Here is a 16,569-nt window from a genome sequence, read left to right on the forward strand (position 1 = left end):
TGCTGTCGAGGCGAAGGAGAGCATCATGAGCACCACCCACGAGGACCACACCCACCACACCGGCGCCGCCCCCGAGTCCGCGGCCGCCGTCCCGCCGGTCGTCGACCGGGCCGCCTGGCAGGCCGCGCGCGACGAGCTGCTGGTCCGCGAGAAGGCGCACACCCGCGAGGGCGACGCGATCGCCGCCGCGCGACGCCGCCTGCCGATGACCGAGGTGGACGGGGGCGCCGTCGTCGTGGGACCGGACGGACCCACGACGCTGCTCGACCTGTTCGCGGGCCGCGAGGAGCTGGTCCTCTACAAGCACATGTGGCACCCGGGCGAGCCGTTCGAGAACCAGTGCGAGGGATGCACGCTCACGTACTGGGCGGTCCAGGACCCGGCCTACCTGACGGCCCGCGGGGTGTCGTTCGCGGTGCTCGCGAAGGCGCCCTGGCCCGAGCTCGCGCCGTTCGTCGAGTTCATGGGCTACCCGAGGCACTGGTACTCGGTGCTCGACACGGACGACGACGTGCTGTCCGGTGGTGATTTCGGCACGTGGCTGTGCTTCCTGCGGCGGGGCGGGCGGACGTTCCTCACCAACAGCGTCACCGGGCGCGGGGCCGAGGCGACGATGCCCGCGCTGGCGCTGCTCGACATGACGGTCCGCGGGCGCAAGGAGGCCTGGCAGGACTACCCCGAGGGGTGGCCGGCCGGGGGTCTGCCGGGCTGGTTCTGGCGCGCCGACGAGAACGGCGCGGGGAACAGCTGGTCCGGGGGGCGCCCGACGATCCAGTGGGGCCGTCCGGGCGCGACGCCGGTCGCGGCGGGCGGGGGGCATGTGCACTGAAGGGGTGCGGGGGGTGTGGGGGTTCGATGCCGGGGGGGCGCCATGGGCCCTTGCCCGGGCTGGTGCGTCGGATTTGGGCCGGTGGTGGGCCGGTGGGCTCGGTCCGGTTCAGCGCTGGGCCGGCGTGCTCGGTCCGGTGGTGGGCCGGCGGCACCGTGTTCGGTCTGCTGCTCAAACGGCACACCCCGGCCGGTCCGTTGCTGGGTCCGCGTGCCCCGGACTCGGTCCTCCGCTGAACCGGCATCCCCGAACTCGGTCCAGAGCTCGACCAGCACACCCCCACTCGGTCCATTGCTGAGCCCACCTACCCCGGATTCGGTCCAGTGCTCGACCGGCACACCCCGGTTCGGTCCCTTGCTTCGAGATCGGTCGATCGTTGGACCGATCTCGAGGCAAGCGACCGAACTTCGGATGCGGGGTACAGCGAACGACCGACCTCGGGACGGTCCGGGTCGGATCCCGCGCCCGAGCCGGTGCCCGCTCCTGCTCCTGCTCCTCCACCTGCACCTGCACCTGTGCCTGTGCCTGTGCCTGTGCCTGTGCCTGTGCCCGCACCTACGCCTGCGCCCGCGCCCGTGCCTGCACGCTGCCAGTCCCCAGCAGAGCGACCCGGCGCCGTATGCGGTCAGCGGATTCTCGCCGCGTGTCGCACCACGACGGTGCCGGTGCGGTCGCCCGCTCGGCATACTTGCGCCGATGACCATCGCGCCGCAGCACCCGGTCCACCACGTGGAGATCCGGCACACCACCGTTCCGCACACGCAGGCACCGCACACGCCGACTCGGCACACACCAGCCCCGCACACACCAGCCCCGCACCCGACCAGCGCCGCACCCGACCAGCGCCGACCCGGGCACCGTCCTGCGCCTGGCCTACCGCGAGGCCGGTGATCCGGCCGCGCCGCCGCTGCTCCTGCTGCATGCCCTCGGCGAGAGCTCGCTGTCGTGGGACCCCCTGCTGGACGACCTTGCGGCACTCGGCCACCGGGTGCTCGCGCCCGACGCACGCGGCCACGGGGACAGCGGCCGGCCCGGGCAGTACTCGTACGAGCTGATGACGGCGGACACGCTCGCGTTCTGCGCCGCACTCGGACTGAACCCCGCGCCCGGTCCGAACCCCGCGCCCAGGCCTGACCTCGCGCGCGGGCCGGACCCCCGCCCGGACTCCGCACCGGGCGGGCTCGCCGTGGTCGGGCACTCGATGGGTGCGGTGACGGCCAGCCTGGTCACCGCCGCCCTGGAACGCGCCACCGGCCCCGCGGCCGGCACGATCCCGGCTCCTTCCGCACCCGCCCGGGTGACGCGTCTCGTGCTGGAGGACGCCACCGTGCCCCGCCCGGGCGGTGCCCGGTTCGAGCCGTTCGACGAGCCCGGTCACCCGGTGCCGTTCGACTGGCCCCTCGTCAACGCGCTGCGTGCCCAGCGCAGCGACCCGGACCCGGCCTGGTGGGCGGACGCGCTGCGGATCCAGGCGCCGGTGCTCGTGGTCGCGGGCGGGCCGGACAGCAGTGTCGACCAGACGGACCTGGTCCGGTTCGCCGAGGAGGTCACCGACGGCCGGCTGGCAGAGATCCGCGTGGGACACATGGTGCACGACGAGGCCCCGGAGGAGTTCCTCGCGGTGGTGGGCGAGTTCCTGCGGCCCTGAGCGGCACCACCGTCGTCACCCCTGGATGCGCCCCAGGCTCGCGCGCACCCCGGGGTGCAGCATGACGGTCACGCCCACCAGCACGGACAGGATGTGCAGGGCGCGCACGGCCGGGAACAGCGGTGACGTGCCGGCGTCGAACACCGTGGACCAGGAGGCGCCGTCGGCCAGGGCGGCGGCCATCGGGACCAGCATCGAGGCCAGGCCCGCCCCACCGAGGCCGAGCAGGAGGGCCCACCACGCCCACCGGCGGCCCCGGGCGAGGTACCAGGCGCAGGTCAGCGCGGTGGCGAAGACGGCGCCGCGCACCGCGACCTGGACGAGGACGCCGCCGCCCAGGCCGGTGGTGCCGGCGATCGAGGTGACGGCCAGGATCGCCTCCGCGATCCCCGCCAGCACGGCGAGCACGAACGCGCCCGCCGCGACCGTGCGGAGCGAGCGGCCTGTGACCACAGCGTGCGACATGGTGGATTCCATGTGTCCATGCTGGTCAGAAGGCCGCCCGCCGACCAGGTGGCTGTCCTCCGTCCCGGCGGTGGGGTTCTCCCGACCCCGTCACGTGGGAGGATGCGAAGGACATGAGTTCCCGCCCCCTGCTCCCCCACCTGCGCCGGATGCTGCACGTGGGACCGTACGGCGGCGAGCTCCCCGTGGCCCTGCGGGCCGCAGCCTCCGTGGCGCTGCCGATGCTGGTGCTGTGGGCCACGGGGCATCTCGACTGGTCGCTGTACGCGACGTTCGGCGCGTTCACCAGCCTGTTCGGCCGCACGGTCCCTCTCCGTCGCCGCCTGGTCATGCAGGTTCAGGCGGCTGCCGTGCTGGTCGCGTCGGTGCTGGCCGGCACCCTGCTCGCGGTGCTCGGCGCGGCCGTGCCGAGCGCTGCCTGGCTGGTGGTGCCGGTCGCCGCGCTCTGGACGGTCGTGGTGGCGGTCCTGTCCCACCGGCTGCGCTGGCACCCACCCGGGCCGCTCTTCCCGATCTTCGCGCTCGGGGCCTGCTCCTCCGTGCCGGCCGAGCCCGGCACGCTGGTCGTGGCCCTGGCGGTCGCGGCCGCCGCCGCGGCCTTCGCGCTCGGGCTGACCGCCGTCTGCGCGCCGTTCGAGCGCGGCGGCGCGACCGCCGCCGCACCGGCGCCCGCAGCACCCTCCGCGCCCGCAGCACCCTCCGCGCCCACAGCGCCCACGGCCCCGCCCGGGTCGACGACGCCGCCTCCCGGACCGGCGTGGACCCTGCCGCACTACGTGGTGCGGTACGGCGTCGGTGTGGCCGTCGCCGGCGGGATCGCGACCGCCGTCGGGCACCCGTACTGGGCCATGGTGGCCGCCGTGGTGCCGATGGCCGCGCCCGACGCCGCCGGACGGCTGGTGCGCGCGGCCCAGCGGCTGGCGGGAACGCTGGTCGGGGTGCTGATCGCCTGGGCGTTGCTGGCGGCCGGACCGCCGCCGCTCGTGGTCATCGCCGTGGCCGCGCTGCTCCAGGCGGGCGCCGAGCTCTGGGTGGGCCGCAACTACGCCGTCGCGATGCTGTTCATCACGCCGCTGGCGCTGTCCATGACGCACCTGGCCCACCCCGTGCCGGTGGGTGGTCTCGTCGGCGAGCGCGCGCTGGACACGCTGATCGGCGTGGTGGTGGCCGTGGCGATCACCCTGCTCACCCACGAGCGCCGGCAGGACGCGGCGGACTGAGCGGGTCGGCGGCCGCCGGGTGCGAGACTTGCCCGCATGCGTGACGACGAGTGGGCCGGGCGCCGGGCCGAGGCGGTCCGGGTGCAGGCCGAGCGCCTCCAGGCCCGGCAGGACGCGGAGCACGAGCGGGCCGAGGCCATGCTGCGGCAGTTCACGGCCGCGGCACGGACCGCCGGGCTGCCGGCCGAGGCGCTGCTGGTGCGGGGGTACGGCGGCCGCGGCACGGCGCGCACGCCGCTGCGCGGCTGGTACCTGCGCGTGGACCGCAGCGCCGGCGTGAGCACCGACGGGGACTTCTATGTGCTCACCGCGCCCCTCGGCCTGCTCGACCGGGTGCGCGGCATGCGCCCCGCGCCGAGCCGTCCGCCGCTGACGCTCGGCGCGGGCGGCAAGGACGGCGAGTCCGTGCCGCTGGCCGACGCCCTGGAGCGGCTGCTGCCGGGGTGGCAGACGGCCTGAGCCCCCCCCCGGCCTCGGCCCGCCCAGTCTCGCCCAGGACGGACGCCGGTCGGCTGTTGGTCAGCATCTCTTCCCGTCGCCTGCCGAGCTCGGCCAGCCGCGCGCGCAGGCCGGCCGTTTGCCGACCGATGCTCAGGTCCGCACGCTCGACGGCGTCCAGCGCCTGGTGCACCCGTTCGGTCGCCCCGTCGATCCGGTCCATGAAGACCGCGCTGCTGTGATTCGTGTCGAACAGGAAGTCGAACGTCCCGACGAGCTCCTCGGCCAGCAGACCGTCGGCATCGAGCCCTCGGTCGTCGACCACCCGCGTGAGCACGCGGAGCGCCGCAGCCGCTCTCCGCATCAACCCGACGGCCTGGGCGAGCAGGTCGGCCTTGGGTCCCTCGGACAGGATGAGCGGTCTCCTCGTCGGCCACGACCGGGCCCTGCGTTCGTCCAGAGCCAGCTCCCTCGCCTCGTCGAGGTGCCGGAGCGCGGCCGACAGCGCCGCGCGGGCATGATGAGCGGCGTCGGCCGGCTCCCGCAGCCCGGCCAGCTCGCGGCGCAGCACCTCCGACTGCTTCGACAACCCCCGTAGGTCACCGGCGACGACCGCACCCACCTGGATCAACCAGGTCTCCTTCGCTGCCAGTGCGGCGGCGTACCAGGCGTCGACGTCGCCGAGACCATCGAGGCTCGCCTGCACCGCCGCGAGCTCGCGTTCGGCGCTGTCGACCGCGGCGTGCGCTGCCGTCACCCGATCTCCGGCGGCACGTTGCGCCGCCCGTCCGGCCGCGAGCCGCTCGGCGCGCTCGCCTTTCAGGATCGCCACGGCCAGCGCCGGTCCCGGGCGCACCAGGTTCTGGACCTCGACGGTCTGGTCGGCGAGCGATTCCGTCGCGCGTGCCAGCTCCGCCCGAGCCGCCGCGGCAACCGACCCCACGACGCCGAGCCGTTCATCGAGTCGCCGATGCTCGACGACCGCCGCCTGGGCAGCCGCCAGCTCGACGTGGAACTGCCGACCGTCGTCCGTCACGGGGACCAGCGTACGACCCGGCACCGGGCGGTCAGTCCCCGGACCGCCCCAGCCCTTCCCACCGCCGCCACCCGGCCAGACGCTCCTCGGTGAGCGGCAGCACGGCGTCGGCCGCGAGGTCGCCCACCAGGATCCGCAGCGGTGGCTCGTCGGCGTCCACGACGGCGAGCACCACGCGCGCGACCTCCTCCGGCGTCGACGAACCGGGCGGGTGCCAGGCCGCGGCGCGCAGCGCGTCGTAGGCGGGCAGGGGCGTGGCACGCACCGCGGACTCGTCGCGCCACGCGGTGTCCACGGGGCCCGGCTCGACGAGCGTCACGTGCACCCCGAACCCCTCGACCTCCTGGGCCAGCGACTCGGACAGCCCCTCCAGCGCCCACTTGGAGGCGCTGTATCCGCCGAGCCCGGGCCAGGCGGCCACGCCGCTGGAGCTCGACACCTGCACCACGTGGCCCGAGGCCTGCGCCCGCAGCACCGGCAGCGCGGCCTGGGTCACGTGCAGCACGCCGAGCAGGTTCACCTCGAGCTGGTCGCGCAGCTGCGCGGGCGTGATCTCCTCGACGTACCCGAACAGCCCGTAGCCGGCATTGTTCACCACCACGTCGAGGCGCCCGAACCGGTCCGTCGCGGCGCCCACCGCCGCGGCGGCCTGGTCGGCGTCGGTCACGTCCAGCCGCAGCGGCGCGACGGCGTCGCCGTGCTCCGCCACCAGGTCGTCCAGCACGCGCGGGTCCCGCGCCGCGGCCGCGACCCGGTCACCCCGGGCGAGGGCCGCCCTCGTGATCGCGCGGCCGAGCCCCCGTCCGGCTCCCGTCACGAACCAGACCCGCCGCGTCATGGGACGAGGACCACCTTGCCGCCCGCATGACCGTCGTCGACCAGCTCCTGCCCGCGGGCCGCCTCGGCCAGCGGCAGGACGGCGGCCACCGGGACGGACACCTGGCCGCGGGCCACGAGCCCCACCAGCTCCGCCAGGTCGGCGGACGACGGCTCGGACCGTTCGGAGAACTCGACGCCCAGCCCGTGCGCCGCGGGGTCCGTCAGCGTGAGCACCCGGTCGGTGCCGCCGCGCAGCTCGATGCTGTCCGGGAGCACGCCGGCGCCGGAGGTGTCCAGCACCGCGTCCACGACCGGCACGAGGGCCCGCACCCGGTCCACCAGGCCCGGCCCGTAGGTCGTGGGCGTCGCGCCGTAGGCCGCGACGCGCTCCTGGTTCGCCGCCGACGCCGTGCCCACCACCCGCACGCCCGCCGCCACGGCGAGCTGCGTCGCGAGCCCGCCGACGCCGCCGCTCGCGCCGTGCACCAGCAGCGTCTCGCCGGACCTCACACCGAGGATGCGCAGCGCGCGCCGGGCCGTCTCGCCGACCACCGGCAGGGCCGAGGCCTGGACCGGGTCGACGCCGTCGGGCACGGCCGCCCACCGGTCCAGGACGGCGAGCTCCGCGGCACCCCGGCTGGTCCACCCCGTGACCCGGTCGCCGACGGCGATCCCGGCGGCGCCGTCGCCCACCTGGTCGACCACCCCGGCCACCTCCAGGCCCGGCACGCCCGGGAGCGCCGTGGTGAACACGGACTCCATGGCGCCCGAGCGGACCTTGCCGTCGAACGCGTTCAGGGGCACGGCTTCGACCCGCACCCGCACCTGGCCCGGTCCGGCCGCAGGCTCCGGGACCTCGCCGACGTGCAGCATCTCGGGGCCGCCGAACCGGTCGAAGACCACTGCTCGCATGGGGTGTTCCTCTCGTCGCGCTCGTGCTGTCCGAGGCAGGCAACCTGCGGGTGCCCGCCCGTGTCCCCGTCCGGCGCCGCTACGTGGTCCGCGGTGCCCCGGTCGCCCACGCCTCGGACACCGGTGCCATGAGGTCCGGGTCGGACGGCTCGGCCGGCGGCGGCCCGTCGGGCGCGGGCCCGGGCACGGTGAGCGTCGCGATCGCCGTCGTGACCGGGATGGCCAGCACGAGGCCGATCGAGCCGACCAGGGTGCGCACCACCTCCTCGGCGATCTCGCCCGAGCTCAGCGCGGTGGCGGGTGACTGGTCCACCAGCCAGACCATCATGAGCAGCGGCAGCGCGGCGCCCACGTAGGCGAACGCGATCGTGTAGACGGTCGAGGCGATGTGGTCGCGCCCGATCCGCATGGCGCTGGCGAACAGCTCGGCCCGCGACGCGCCGGGCGCGACGGCCCGCAGCTCCCACACGGCGGAGGCCTGTGTGATGGTGACGTCGTTGAGCACGCCCATCCCGGCCAGCACGATGCCGCACAGCGCGATGCCGCGCAGGTCCGCGGCCGGCGCGCTGGACGGCAGGAACGAGGACGCCTCGTCGGTGGTGCCCGTGATCTGCGCGGCGCCAGACGCCCACGCCGCGATCCCCGCGGTCAGCGCGAGGCCCACCAGCGTGCCGAGCAGCGCGGTCGAGGTGCGCGCCGACAGCCCGTGGGCCAGGTACAGGGTGACGAACATGACCAGCGCGGAGGTCACCAGCGCCACGCCGAACGCGTTCTGCCCGGCCAGCAGCGCGGGCATCGTGAAGCCCAGCAGCACCACGAACGCGAGCCCGAGGCCCGCCATCGCGGCGAGCCCGCGCCAGCGGGCGACGAGCAGCACCACCAGCGCGTAGGCGATCGCGAGCAGCGCGATCGGCAGCTCCCGCTGGAAGTCGAGGAACACCAGGGGGTCGACGCCGGGCTGGGCCACCCCGGAGATGTCGACGGCGGTGATCCGGTCGCCCTCGGCGAGGGGAACGGACGGGCCCGGCGACTGGAGGTGCGAGTCCGAGCCGTCCGCCAGCTCGACGGGGATGCTCCCGGTGACCGGGTCCGCCGGACCGGACACCGTCACGTCCACGAACGAGGTGCCCTCGGCCTTGGCCGGCACCCGGTCGGGCACGTCGGCCGCGTCGGGCCAGAGCAGCCACAGGCCCGCCAGCGTCGCGAGCAGGGCTGAGACCAGGATCATGACCAGGAAGAACGTGGTCCGGGGCGTGGCAGGACCGGGCGTACCGTGCGAGGGAGCGTGCGCCATGCGGACATCCTGACCCAGGTCCGCGCCGGGGGCGCGGCGAGCCGCCGGGCGCCGTGCCCGGCGTCACGCCCCGGGACCGTCAGCGAACGTCACCTCCACCAGACGACAGCGGCGCACCCAGTCCTCCAGGTCCACGGGCTGGTCCAGATGGCCCGGGTTGGCGGGCTGGTTGAGGTCGGCGACGATGTGGGCCAGCACCCTCCGGCGCTCCGCCTCCTCGGTGACCGGCCGGGCCGTGGCGGGCAGGTCCGCCCGCACGCCGTGCTTGAGGTGGAACGTGAGGGCCGGTTCGGCGACCAGGTTCACGTACCAGCTCGGCCGGTCGACCGTGCCGCTGCACAGGTAGGTGCGCCCGGCCACGTGGTAGAAGAAGATCTCGATCCGCCGGGGCAGGCCGGTACGGCGCCCGGTGGTCGTGACGTCGACGATCCGCTGCCGGGTCGTGGCCGCGGGCGTGATCTCGATGGCGCGCCGCACCGCCTCGTCCATCAGGCCGCCTCCTCGTCGGGCGCGGGCGCGTACTTCAGGGCCGGGCCGAGCAGCAGGCCGCCGTCGACCACGAACTCCGAGCCGGTGGCGTACGCCGCGTCGTCCGACGCCACGAACAGCGTCAGCCGCGTGACGTCGCCGGGCTCGCCCACGCGCGGCACGGCGAACGGCTCGGGCGTGTAGGCGTCGGCGATCGGCGCCGCCCCGGGCGCAGCGGGCTCCGTGATGAACGCCGTGGCCACGGCGCCGGGGTGCACGGAGTTGACCCGGATGCCGTCGCGGCCCAGCTCCAGGGCCGCGGTGCGGGTCAGGCCGCGCAGCGCCCACTTGCTCGCCGTGTAGGCGGCGAAGTACGGCGTGGCGGTGTTGCCCATCGTCGAGGCGATGTTCACGATGGCGCCTCCGCCGCCCCGCCGCATCGACGGCGTCACGGCGCGGATGCCGAGGTACTGCCCCGTCAGGTTGACGTCCAGCAGGCGCCGCCAGTCGGCCGGCTCCGTGTGCTCGACCGTGGCGGCGGCCTGCGCCACGCCGGCGTTGTTGACGAGCACCGACACCGGGCCGAAGCGCTCCTCGGCGGCCGCCACGGCCGCGGCCCACTGCTCCTCGTCGCGCACGTCCAGCGTGACCGACAGGGCCCGCTCCCCCAGCTCCGCGGCCAGCCGCGCGCCCCGCTCGGGGTTCCGGTCGCCGATGACGACGGCGGCCCCCTCCCCGTGGAAGGCGCGCACGTGACTCACGCCCATGCCGCCACCCGCACCGGTGACCAGCACCGTCCTGTTCTCGAACCGCCGCACGGCACGTCCTCTCGTCAGGTTCCGAGTCGTTCGACTCGTAACTCGCTCGACGCTACGCCGGCGGGCGGTTGTGAGTCAAGCGACTCACCTCACCGCTTCGGGCATGATGGGTGCATGGCGACAGGGACGGGCGCGTACCACCAGCAGCTCGCGGAGCAGAAGCACGCCGCGATCATCGACGCCGCGACCCGCCTGTTCATGGCCCACGGCTACGCGGGGGCATCGCTGGCGCGGGTGGCGCAGGACGCGGACGTGTCCCGGGCCACCCTGTTCAAGCAGTTCCCCACCAAGGCCAGCCTGTTCGAGGCGGTCGTGACCCGGCAGTGGGGCGTGGCGGACCAGGACCGCGCCGCACCCGGGACCGGCGACCTCGCCCGCGGCCTGCGCGTGTACGGCCTGCGGTACGCCGCACTCATGTCGCAGCCCGAGATGGTGGGCCTCTACCGCATGGTGATCGCGGAGATGCCGCGCTTCCCGCAGATCGCGGACACCCAGTTCGAGACCGGCAAGATGCCGTTCTTCCGCCAGGTGCAGGACTACCTCCGGGCCGAGCACGACGCGGGCACCGCCCACGTGGACGACACGCTCCTGGCCGCGGCGAACTTCCTGGGCATGATCGGCAACTACGTGTTCTGGCCGCGCCTCCTGGTGACCGGCTGGAACCCGAGCCGGGCCCAGGTCGAGCACGCGGTGGAGGAGGCCGTGACGACGACGGCCGCCCGCTACGGCGTCCCCGCGGCGGGTCGCTAGGCGCTCAGCGCCGCAGGAGCACCTCGTGCAGCGCGGCCACCGCGCCGTCCTCCTCGACCGTGCCCACCACCCGGTCGGCCGCGGCCCGCACGGTCTCGGGCGCCTGCCCCATGGCGATGGACGTGCCCGCCCATGCGAGCATCTCCAGGTCGTTCTCGCCGTCGCCGACCGCGAAGGTCCGGCCCGGGGCCACCCCGAGCGCCTCGCGCACCTGCTCCAGCGCGGTGGCCTTGCTCACGTCCGGCGCCGTGACGTCCACCCAGTCGACACGGACGGGATGGGCCGTGACCCCGGCCGCCCGCAGCGCGGGCACCAGCCGCTGCGCCCACTGCCCGTGCACGACCAGCCGGGGCGTGGGCCGCGCCCACAGCCCCACGGGGTCGTCGACGACCTCCTCGTACCCGGCGAGCTGCCGGGCCGGGAACCGGTCGGTGACCCGGTACCCGGTGCCTACCACCTCGGCGGCGATCCGCAGGTCCGGGCGGGTCCGGGCCACCAGCCGGCACACGGCCTCCGCGTCCAGCGTCACGACCTCCGCCACGGTGAAGCCGTCCGGGTGCAGCCGGGCCCGGACCGCGCCGTTCGCCGCGACCACCCACCCGTCGCGGACGCCGAGCTGCCGGGCCACCTGTACCGCCCCGACCAGCGAGCGGCCCGTCGCGACCACCACGTGATGACCCGCCGCGCGCACCGCGGCGACCGCGTCGAGCACGGCCGCCCGGGGCGGCCGGCCCGGTCTGGCCAGCGTCCCGGTGACGTCGCAGGCGACGAGCGCGGGCATGGAGCCCGGCTCGCGGGACACTGCTGCAGTGGCCCCGGAGGCGGTCGCGGTCACGATATTCCCCTGGTGATAGGCGATATGCCCTATCTTTACCGATACTGGGACATTTTGGAACTTGCGTCCCAGGGCGCGGACCGGTGGCTACAGGTTGAACCCGCCCGACACCTCGATGTCCTGCGCAGTGACCCAGCGCGCGGCGTCGGAGAGGAGGAACGCGATGACGGCACCGACGTCGTCCGGCTCGCCCAGACGACCCAGCGCCGTGCGCTCCACGAGCGGCGGGATCACCTCCGGGTACTTCTCGAACGCGTCCCCGCCGAGCCGGGTGCGTGTCGGCCCGGGTGACACGGAGTTCACCCGGATGCCGCGACCGCTGAGCTCCTTGGCGAGGTACCGGCTCAGGACCACCACGGCGCCCTTCATCGACCCGTAGGCCGAGTACCCCTCCGAGAGCCCCGCCGTGCCCGCGGAGCTGCTCGCGGTGTTCACGATCGCGCCGCCGTCGGCGATCAACGGCAGCAAGGTCTGCGTCAGCAGGTAGGGCCCCTTGAACAGCACGCGGTAGGTGCGGTCGAGCAGTTCCTCGGACAGCTGCGCGAACGGGGTGCCGCCGCCGAATCCGGCATTGTTCACGAGGCCCGTGACCTGCCGCTCGCCCCAGGTGGCGGCCACGGCCTCCACGACGGCGGTGCGGAACGCGCCGAACGTCGCACTGTCCCCCACGTCCAGCGGGAGCGCCACGGCGGTACCGCCGGCCTCCTCGACGAGCCGCACGGTCTCCCGGGCGCCCTCCGCGTTCGAGTTGTAGGTGACGACGACGCCCGCACCGCCCTGCGCGGCACGGACCGCGGTCGCTCGCCCGATGCCGGAGCTGGCCCCGACGACGATGGTGATCTGCATGTGCTGCCCTCTCACGAGTTGTCCGATGCTGCCGGCCGAGGCCGGCTCCGAGCCCTCGGGGCGTCGCCCCGGCTCGTCCACCAGTCAAGGCGATCCCGGGGCCCGACGGCGACGGCGTTCCTCGCGCATCCTTGCCTGATCCTGCTCGACCCTCGGCTGCCCTCGGTTGGCCCTCGACTGGCTAGGATCCCGGTGTGCTCCACCCCGCGACCCCGGACGACATCGACGACCTCGCCGCTTTCCTGCGCGCCGCCGACCTCACCGTCGCGGCCCTCGCCGAGCCGGCCGTGCGGCTCTGGCTCGACCGCGACGACGCCGGGGCGGTGTGCGCCAGCACGGGCTTCGAGCTGGGCACGGACGGCGAGCACGCACTGGTACGCAGCGTCGCCGTCCGCCCCGACCTGCGCGGCACCGGCAGCGGGCTGCGCCTGGCCCGCTTCGCCCTGGACCGGGCCGCCGACGCCGGCGCCCGCCAGGCCTGGTTGTTCTCCCGCCGCTCGGGCGGCTTCTGGCAGCGGCTCGGCTTCGAGCGCACCACCACGGACGCCCTCGCGGCCGCCCTGCCCGACGCCCACCAGGTGCTCCTGTTCCGCAGCACGGGACAGCTCGACCGCGAGACCGCCTGGCACCGCCCGTTGCCCGTGCGTGCTAGGTTCGCCGCATGAGGTCTCCCGAAGCGTCCAGGTCAGGGCTGCCGGTACTCCGGTAGCCCGAGACGCCCCAGCAGAGACCGGCGAGGCCAGCCCTCGCCGCACCGCTCCTTCTTCCCGAGCGGACTCGCGCGCGCCCGAAGGGCCCGTAGTGCCGACCAGGCCTACCCGTTTCCTCATCCTTCGGAGTCTTCGTGCCATCACTGCTGTACGTGCTCGCTGTCGCGGTCTTCGCGCAGGGCACCTCGGAGTTCGTCCTCGCCGGGCTGGTCCCCGGCATCAGCGCCGACCTCGGCGTCCCCGTCGCCCAGGCCGGATACCTCACCTCGGGGTTCGCCGTCGGCATGGTCGTCGGCGCCCCGCTCACGGCCGCCGTCGGGCGCCGCCTGCCGCCCCGGTGGACCCTGACCGCCTGCCTGCTCGTCTTCGTCGGCGCCCACGTCGCGGGCGCCCTGACCGAGAGCTTCGGCGTGCTGCTCGCCACCCGGTGCGTCGCCGCCGTGGCCAACGCCGGGTTCCTCGCCGTGGCGCTGTCGACCGTGCCCCGCGTCGTCCCGGCCGAGCGGCAGGCCAGGGCCCTGTCGGTGATCCTCGGCGGCACGACGCTCGCCCTGGTCGCCGGCGTCCCCGCGGGCGCGCTGCTCGGCGAGGTGTGGGGCTGGCGCTCGGCGCTGTGGGCCATCGCGGGGGTGTCGGCGGCGGCCCTGGTACCCGTCGCCGCCCGGACGCCGGGCCGGAGCGACCGCACGCCGCACGCCCGGCCGGACCTGCGGGCCGAGCTCCGTGCGCTGCGCTCCCCCGGTCTGCTCCGGGTCCTCGCGCTCGGCGTGCTGGTCAACGGCGCGACCTTCTGCGCCTTCACCTACCTCGCGGTGGTCGTCACGGACGGCGCCGGACTCGCCTCCGCGCTGGTACCCGCCGTGCTCGCCCTCTTCGGCCTCGGCGCCTTCGCCGGGATCGGGGTCGCCGGCCGGTTCGCCGGCACGCACGGCAGGCTGCTGCTCGGCGTGGCCGGACCCGCCCTGCTCGCGGGGTGGGTCACGTGGACGGCGCTCGCCGCGTCCCCGGTCGCGGCGTGGGTGCTCGCGCCGGTCCAGGGGGCGCTGTCCTTCGCCGTCGGCGGCACGCTCATCGCCCGCGGCATGGCGGCGGCCCACGACGCCCCCACGATGGGCGGCGCGTACTCGACGGTCGCGCTGAACCTCGGGGCGCTCGTCGGCCCCGTGCTGGGCGGCGCCGCCATCGCACCGCTGGGCCTCGTGGGACCCCTGGCGGTGAGCGCGGCCCTGGCCGCCTGTGCGGTCGCGCTCGGCTCGGCGAAGCTCGGCTCCGCAACGCCCAGGGCCGCAGCCCAGCCCTCCGCCACCCCGGGACCCACCACCCTGAGCCCCGCCAGAGACCGCAACCACCCGCAGCCCTGACCACGACGCCCTCGCGGACCGACCATGCGTCTGCTGCCAGGATTCGCCCCGTCCTGGCAGCAGACGCATGGTCGGTCCGCTCTACAGGGAGGTCCACCGTCCCGCCGCCTCGCCCAGCCGGTCCACGACCGCGGCGCGGGCCGGGTCGGGCGGCGCGTCCCGCGCCACGGCCAGGTACAGCGTGTTCAGCGGCGCCGCCTGGGGTTCGTGCAGCAGCACCACGCGTCCCGCCTCCAGGGCCGGCGCGGCCAGGTAGCGCGGCAGCACCGAGACCCCCGCCCCGGCGGCCACCGCGGCGAGCACGGCCCGCAGGTCGGGCACGACGAGCGACGTCGCGTTCGGTGGCCGGCGACCGAACTCGCTGCGCCAGTACCGCCGCACGATCGGGAGGTCCTCCGCATAGACGACCAGCGGCAGGTGAGCCAGGGCCGGCACCGGGTCCGCGGCGAGCCGCACCTGGTCCACGGTGTGGGCGAGCGACGCCGGCCCGACGAGCAGGAACTCCTCGTCCACCAGCGGCGTCGCCCGGACCGCCGCGCCCCGGGGCCGCACCGATGAGACGACCACGTCCAGACGCCCCTCGGCCAGAGCGGCCAGCAGGTCGTCGCCCAGGCCGAGCGTCGCCCGGACCTGGAGCCCCCGGGCCACGAGCGGCGCGAGGGCAGGGAGCACCCGCTCGGACATCAGCTCGGCCGCCCCGCCGATCCGGACGAGACCGCCGACGCCCGGCCCCTGGTCGCCGGTACCGAGCGCGGACCGCAGCCCGTCCACGTGCACGCCCACCCGGGCGGCGAGCGCCACGGCCCGCTCGGTGGGCCGGGCACCGCGGCCGGAGCGCACGAAGAGGGGGCCGCCGAGCCGTTCCTCCAGCCGGGCGACCTGGCCGGAGACGGCGGGCTGGCTCACGCCCAGCCGCTCGGCCGCCGCCGACAGCGAGCCGGTGCGGTAGACCTCCAGGAAGGTGGCCAGCAGGTCGAGTCCCGGCATCCGCACCACCTCCGCCGCTGACGTCGTCCGGCGTACGCCGGACGGGACCGGTCCCGTCTCGACCACAGGCTAGCCGCGGGTCAGCGTTCCGCGAGGGCGGCGAGGACCGCCTCGGCCGTGGCGGCGCTGGACTGTGGGTTCTGGCCGGTCACAAGGTTGCCGTCGCGCACGACGGTGCTCGACCAGGGCGCCCCGGTCCGCACCAGCGCGCCACGCTCGCGCAGGCGGGACTGCACGAGGTAGGGCGCACCGTCGCCGAGGCCGCCCTGCCGCTCCTCCTCGTCGGTGAACGCGGTGAGCTCCCGCCCGGCCCACGCGAAGGTGCCGTCCGGGGTCTGCGCGCTGAGCAGCGCGGCGACGCCGTGGCACAGCGCGGCGACGACCGCGCCGCGCTGGTCCGCGGTGCGCAGCAGGTGCCCGAGGCCGGCGTCGTAGGCCAGGTCGGCCATGGGGGCGTGGCCGCCGGGGACGTAGATCGCGTCGTAGTCGGCGGCGTGCACGTCCGCGAGCACGAGCGGGTGCGCGAGCCGGTCGGCGACGGCGTCGAGGTAGGCGCGGTGCCGGGCGGCGTCGGACGGGCCGACGCCGCCGCGCTCGTCGAGGCTGATCGCGTCGACGGTGGGCCGGACGCCACCGGGCGTGGCGATGTCGACGTGTGCGCCGGCGGCCGTCAGCACGCGGTGCGACGCCGCGACCTCCTCGGCCCAGTAGCCCGTGGGGTGGGTGGTGCCGTCGGCCAGACGCAGGGTGCTCGCGGCGGACAGGACCATCAGGATCTTCGGCATGGGTGGGTGACCTTCTGTGCGGGTGCGCCGGTGGTGGTGCCGGCGTACGGACGAGAACGTCAGCGTCCGCCGCGGGCTGCCCGTCCGGCACATCGTCGCCATCAGGTTCCTGATGGCGGCCGGCTTGCCGGGATCGCCGCCGTGCGCTAGACGGCCGCGACGCGATGACCAGCGCGAACGCCGCCGTCTTGAAGCGTGGACGGTTTTCCGACCACATCCCGGTCATGCTTACGATCCAGGTCAATCATCCAGAGCGGTCGAGAGTCCTGGCTCCACGACACCGCAGCAACCTACCTCCGAGGCGCCCATCTCGGGGCAAGGTGCTAACGCCAGGTCCGATGGAGCTGA

The 16,569-nt window shown here is 75.2% G+C and carries 17 protein-coding genes and 1 riboswitch; of the genes, 7 read left to right on the top strand and 10 right to left on the bottom strand.

Annotation, left to right across the window (positions count from 1 at the left end):
- Positions 1-25 precede the first annotated feature (25 nt).
- Positions 26-829, top strand: coding sequence for a DUF899 family protein (locus tag ACIBBF_RS22450; protein ID WP_397417791.1), 804 nt, complete (start codon positions 26-28; stop codon positions 827-829).
- A 913-nt stretch (positions 830-1,742) separates the two neighbouring features.
- Complete coding sequence (locus tag ACIBBF_RS22455; protein ID WP_397417867.1) at positions 1,743-2,477, top strand: alpha/beta fold hydrolase; 735 nt, start codon at positions 1,743-1,745, stop codon at positions 2,475-2,477.
- Positions 2,478-2,492: 15 nt separating this feature from the next.
- On the opposite strand, the gene ACIBBF_RS22460 is transcribed toward ACIBBF_RS22455, so the two are convergent.
- Positions 2,493-2,954: a hypothetical protein gene (locus ACIBBF_RS22460; RefSeq protein WP_397417793.1), complete on the bottom strand. Its 462-nt coding sequence runs from the start codon at positions 2,952-2,954 to the stop codon at positions 2,493-2,495.
- A gap of 101 nt (positions 2,955-3,055) precedes the next feature.
- Here ACIBBF_RS22460 and ACIBBF_RS22465 point away from each other — a divergent pair, with 101 nt between their 5' ends.
- Entirely contained in the window at positions 3,056-4,162 is a 1,107-nt protein-coding gene (locus tag ACIBBF_RS22465) for an FUSC family protein (RefSeq protein ID WP_397417795.1), read from the top strand.
- Between the two features lie 36 nt (positions 4,163-4,198).
- Positions 4,199-4,621: a hypothetical protein gene (locus ACIBBF_RS22470; protein ID WP_397417797.1), complete on the top strand. Its 423-nt coding sequence runs from the start codon at positions 4,199-4,201 to the stop codon at positions 4,619-4,621.
- Between the two features lie 1,046 nt (positions 4,622-5,667).
- On the opposite strand, the gene ACIBBF_RS22475 is transcribed toward ACIBBF_RS22470, so the two are convergent.
- The 5 genes from ACIBBF_RS22475 to ACIBBF_RS22495 form a co-directional block, all read right to left on the bottom strand.
- On the bottom strand, positions 5,668-6,474 hold the full coding sequence (locus tag ACIBBF_RS22475) for an SDR family NAD(P)-dependent oxidoreductase (RefSeq protein ID WP_397417799.1): 807 nt from the start codon (positions 6,472-6,474) through the stop codon (positions 5,668-5,670).
- The gene (locus tag ACIBBF_RS22480; RefSeq protein ID WP_397417802.1) at positions 6,471-7,367 is read right to left on the bottom strand and encodes an NADP-dependent oxidoreductase; all 897 of its coding nucleotides are present in this window, start codon (positions 7,365-7,367) and stop codon (positions 6,471-6,473) included. Before ACIBBF_RS22480 ends, ACIBBF_RS22475 begins: the two co-directional genes overlap by 4 nt.
- A gap of 79 nt (positions 7,368-7,446) precedes the next feature.
- A complete protein-coding gene (locus ACIBBF_RS22485; protein WP_397417804.1) occupies positions 7,447-8,661 on the bottom strand; it encodes a YibE/F family protein in 1,215 nt (404 codons plus the stop codon).
- 63 nt (positions 8,662-8,724) lie between these two features.
- Positions 8,725-9,150 (bottom strand): nitroreductase/quinone reductase family protein, encoded by a 426-nt coding sequence (locus tag ACIBBF_RS22490; RefSeq protein WP_397417806.1) that lies wholly within the window; start codon positions 9,148-9,150, stop codon positions 8,725-8,727.
- Positions 9,150-9,947, bottom strand: a complete 798-nt coding sequence (locus ACIBBF_RS22495) for an SDR family NAD(P)-dependent oxidoreductase (RefSeq protein ID WP_397417808.1) — start codon at positions 9,945-9,947, stop codon at positions 9,150-9,152. The genes ACIBBF_RS22490 and ACIBBF_RS22495 overlap by 1 nt, the downstream gene beginning before the upstream one ends.
- A 114-nt stretch (positions 9,948-10,061) precedes the next feature.
- Here ACIBBF_RS22495 and ACIBBF_RS22500 point away from each other — a divergent pair, with 114 nt between their 5' ends.
- Positions 10,062-10,697 (top strand): TetR/AcrR family transcriptional regulator, encoded by a 636-nt coding sequence (locus ACIBBF_RS22500; RefSeq protein ID WP_397417810.1) that lies wholly within the window; start codon positions 10,062-10,064, stop codon positions 10,695-10,697.
- Between the two features lie 4 nt (positions 10,698-10,701).
- Here the strand turns inward: ACIBBF_RS22500 and ACIBBF_RS22505 are convergent, their stop codons facing one another.
- Complete coding sequence (locus ACIBBF_RS22505) at positions 10,702-11,532, bottom strand: HAD family hydrolase (protein ID WP_397417812.1); 831 nt, start codon at positions 11,530-11,532, stop codon at positions 10,702-10,704.
- Positions 11,533-11,619: 87 nt separating this feature from the next.
- Positions 11,620-12,378, bottom strand: a complete 759-nt coding sequence (locus ACIBBF_RS22510; RefSeq protein WP_397417814.1) for an SDR family NAD(P)-dependent oxidoreductase — start codon at positions 12,376-12,378, stop codon at positions 11,620-11,622.
- 194 nt (positions 12,379-12,572) lie between these two features.
- Between ACIBBF_RS22510 and ACIBBF_RS22515 the strand changes: the two genes are divergently transcribed.
- On the top strand, positions 12,573-13,043 hold the full coding sequence (locus tag ACIBBF_RS22515; RefSeq protein ID WP_397417816.1) for a GNAT family N-acetyltransferase: 471 nt from the start codon (positions 12,573-12,575) through the stop codon (positions 13,041-13,043).
- Positions 13,044-13,222: 179 nt separating this feature from the next.
- Positions 13,223-14,449 (top strand): Cmx/CmrA family chloramphenicol efflux MFS transporter, encoded by a 1,227-nt coding sequence (locus tag ACIBBF_RS22520; protein WP_397417818.1) that lies wholly within the window; start codon positions 13,223-13,225, stop codon positions 14,447-14,449.
- Between the two features lie 81 nt (positions 14,450-14,530).
- Here the strand turns inward: ACIBBF_RS22520 and ACIBBF_RS22525 are convergent, their stop codons facing one another.
- On the bottom strand, positions 14,531-15,436 hold the full coding sequence (locus ACIBBF_RS22525; protein WP_397417820.1) for a LysR family transcriptional regulator: 906 nt from the start codon (positions 15,434-15,436) through the stop codon (positions 14,531-14,533).
- Between the two features lie 80 nt (positions 15,437-15,516).
- Positions 15,517-16,221: a type 1 glutamine amidotransferase domain-containing protein gene (locus ACIBBF_RS22530; protein WP_397417822.1), complete on the bottom strand. Its 705-nt coding sequence runs from the start codon at positions 16,219-16,221 to the stop codon at positions 15,517-15,519.
- A 241-nt stretch (positions 16,222-16,462) separates the two neighbouring features.
- Positions 16,463-16,566, top strand: a riboswitch (SAM riboswitch).
- The last annotated feature ends 3 nt before the right edge of the window (positions 16,567-16,569 follow it).

It is taken from the genome of Promicromonospora sp. NPDC050880 (assembly GCF_044456525.1).
Taxonomy (GTDB): domain Bacteria; phylum Actinomycetota; class Actinomycetes; order Actinomycetales; family Cellulomonadaceae; genus Promicromonospora.

What these genes read in the sequence shown, in the direction of transcription:
- ACIBBF_RS22450 (WP_397417791.1), top strand. Translation starts at nt 26, where the DNA reads ATGAGCACCACCCACGAGGACCACACCCACCACACCGGCGCCGCCCCC.
- ACIBBF_RS22460 (WP_397417793.1), bottom strand. Translation starts at nt 2,954, where the DNA reads ATGGAATCCACCATGTCGCACGCTGTGGTCACAGGCCGCTCGCTCCGC.
- ACIBBF_RS22465 (WP_397417795.1), top strand. Translation starts at nt 3,056, where the DNA reads ATGAGTTCCCGCCCCCTGCTCCCCCACCTGCGCCGGATGCTGCACGTG.
- ACIBBF_RS22470 (WP_397417797.1), top strand. Translation starts at nt 4,199, where the DNA reads ATGCGTGACGACGAGTGGGCCGGGCGCCGGGCCGAGGCGGTCCGGGTG.
- ACIBBF_RS22475 (WP_397417799.1), bottom strand. Translation starts at nt 6,474, where the DNA reads ATGACGCGGCGGGTCTGGTTCGTGACGGGAGCCGGACGGGGGCTCGGC.
- ACIBBF_RS22480 (WP_397417802.1), bottom strand. Translation starts at nt 7,367, where the DNA reads ATGCGAGCAGTGGTCTTCGACCGGTTCGGCGGCCCCGAGATGCTGCAC.
- ACIBBF_RS22485 (WP_397417804.1), bottom strand. Translation starts at nt 8,661, where the DNA reads ATGGCGCACGCTCCCTCGCACGGTACGCCCGGTCCTGCCACGCCCCGG.
- ACIBBF_RS22490 (WP_397417806.1), bottom strand. Translation starts at nt 9,150, where the DNA reads ATGGACGAGGCGGTGCGGCGCGCCATCGAGATCACGCCCGCGGCCACG.
- ACIBBF_RS22500 (WP_397417810.1), top strand. Translation starts at nt 10,062, where the DNA reads ATGGCGACAGGGACGGGCGCGTACCACCAGCAGCTCGCGGAGCAGAAG.
- ACIBBF_RS22510 (WP_397417814.1), bottom strand. Translation starts at nt 12,378, where the DNA reads ATGCAGATCACCATCGTCGTCGGGGCCAGCTCCGGCATCGGGCGAGCG.
- ACIBBF_RS22525 (WP_397417820.1), bottom strand. Translation starts at nt 15,436, where the DNA reads ATGCCGGGACTCGACCTGCTGGCCACCTTCCTGGAGGTCTACCGCACC.
- ACIBBF_RS22530 (WP_397417822.1), bottom strand. Translation starts at nt 16,221, where the DNA reads ATGCCGAAGATCCTGATGGTCCTGTCCGCCGCGAGCACCCTGCGTCTG.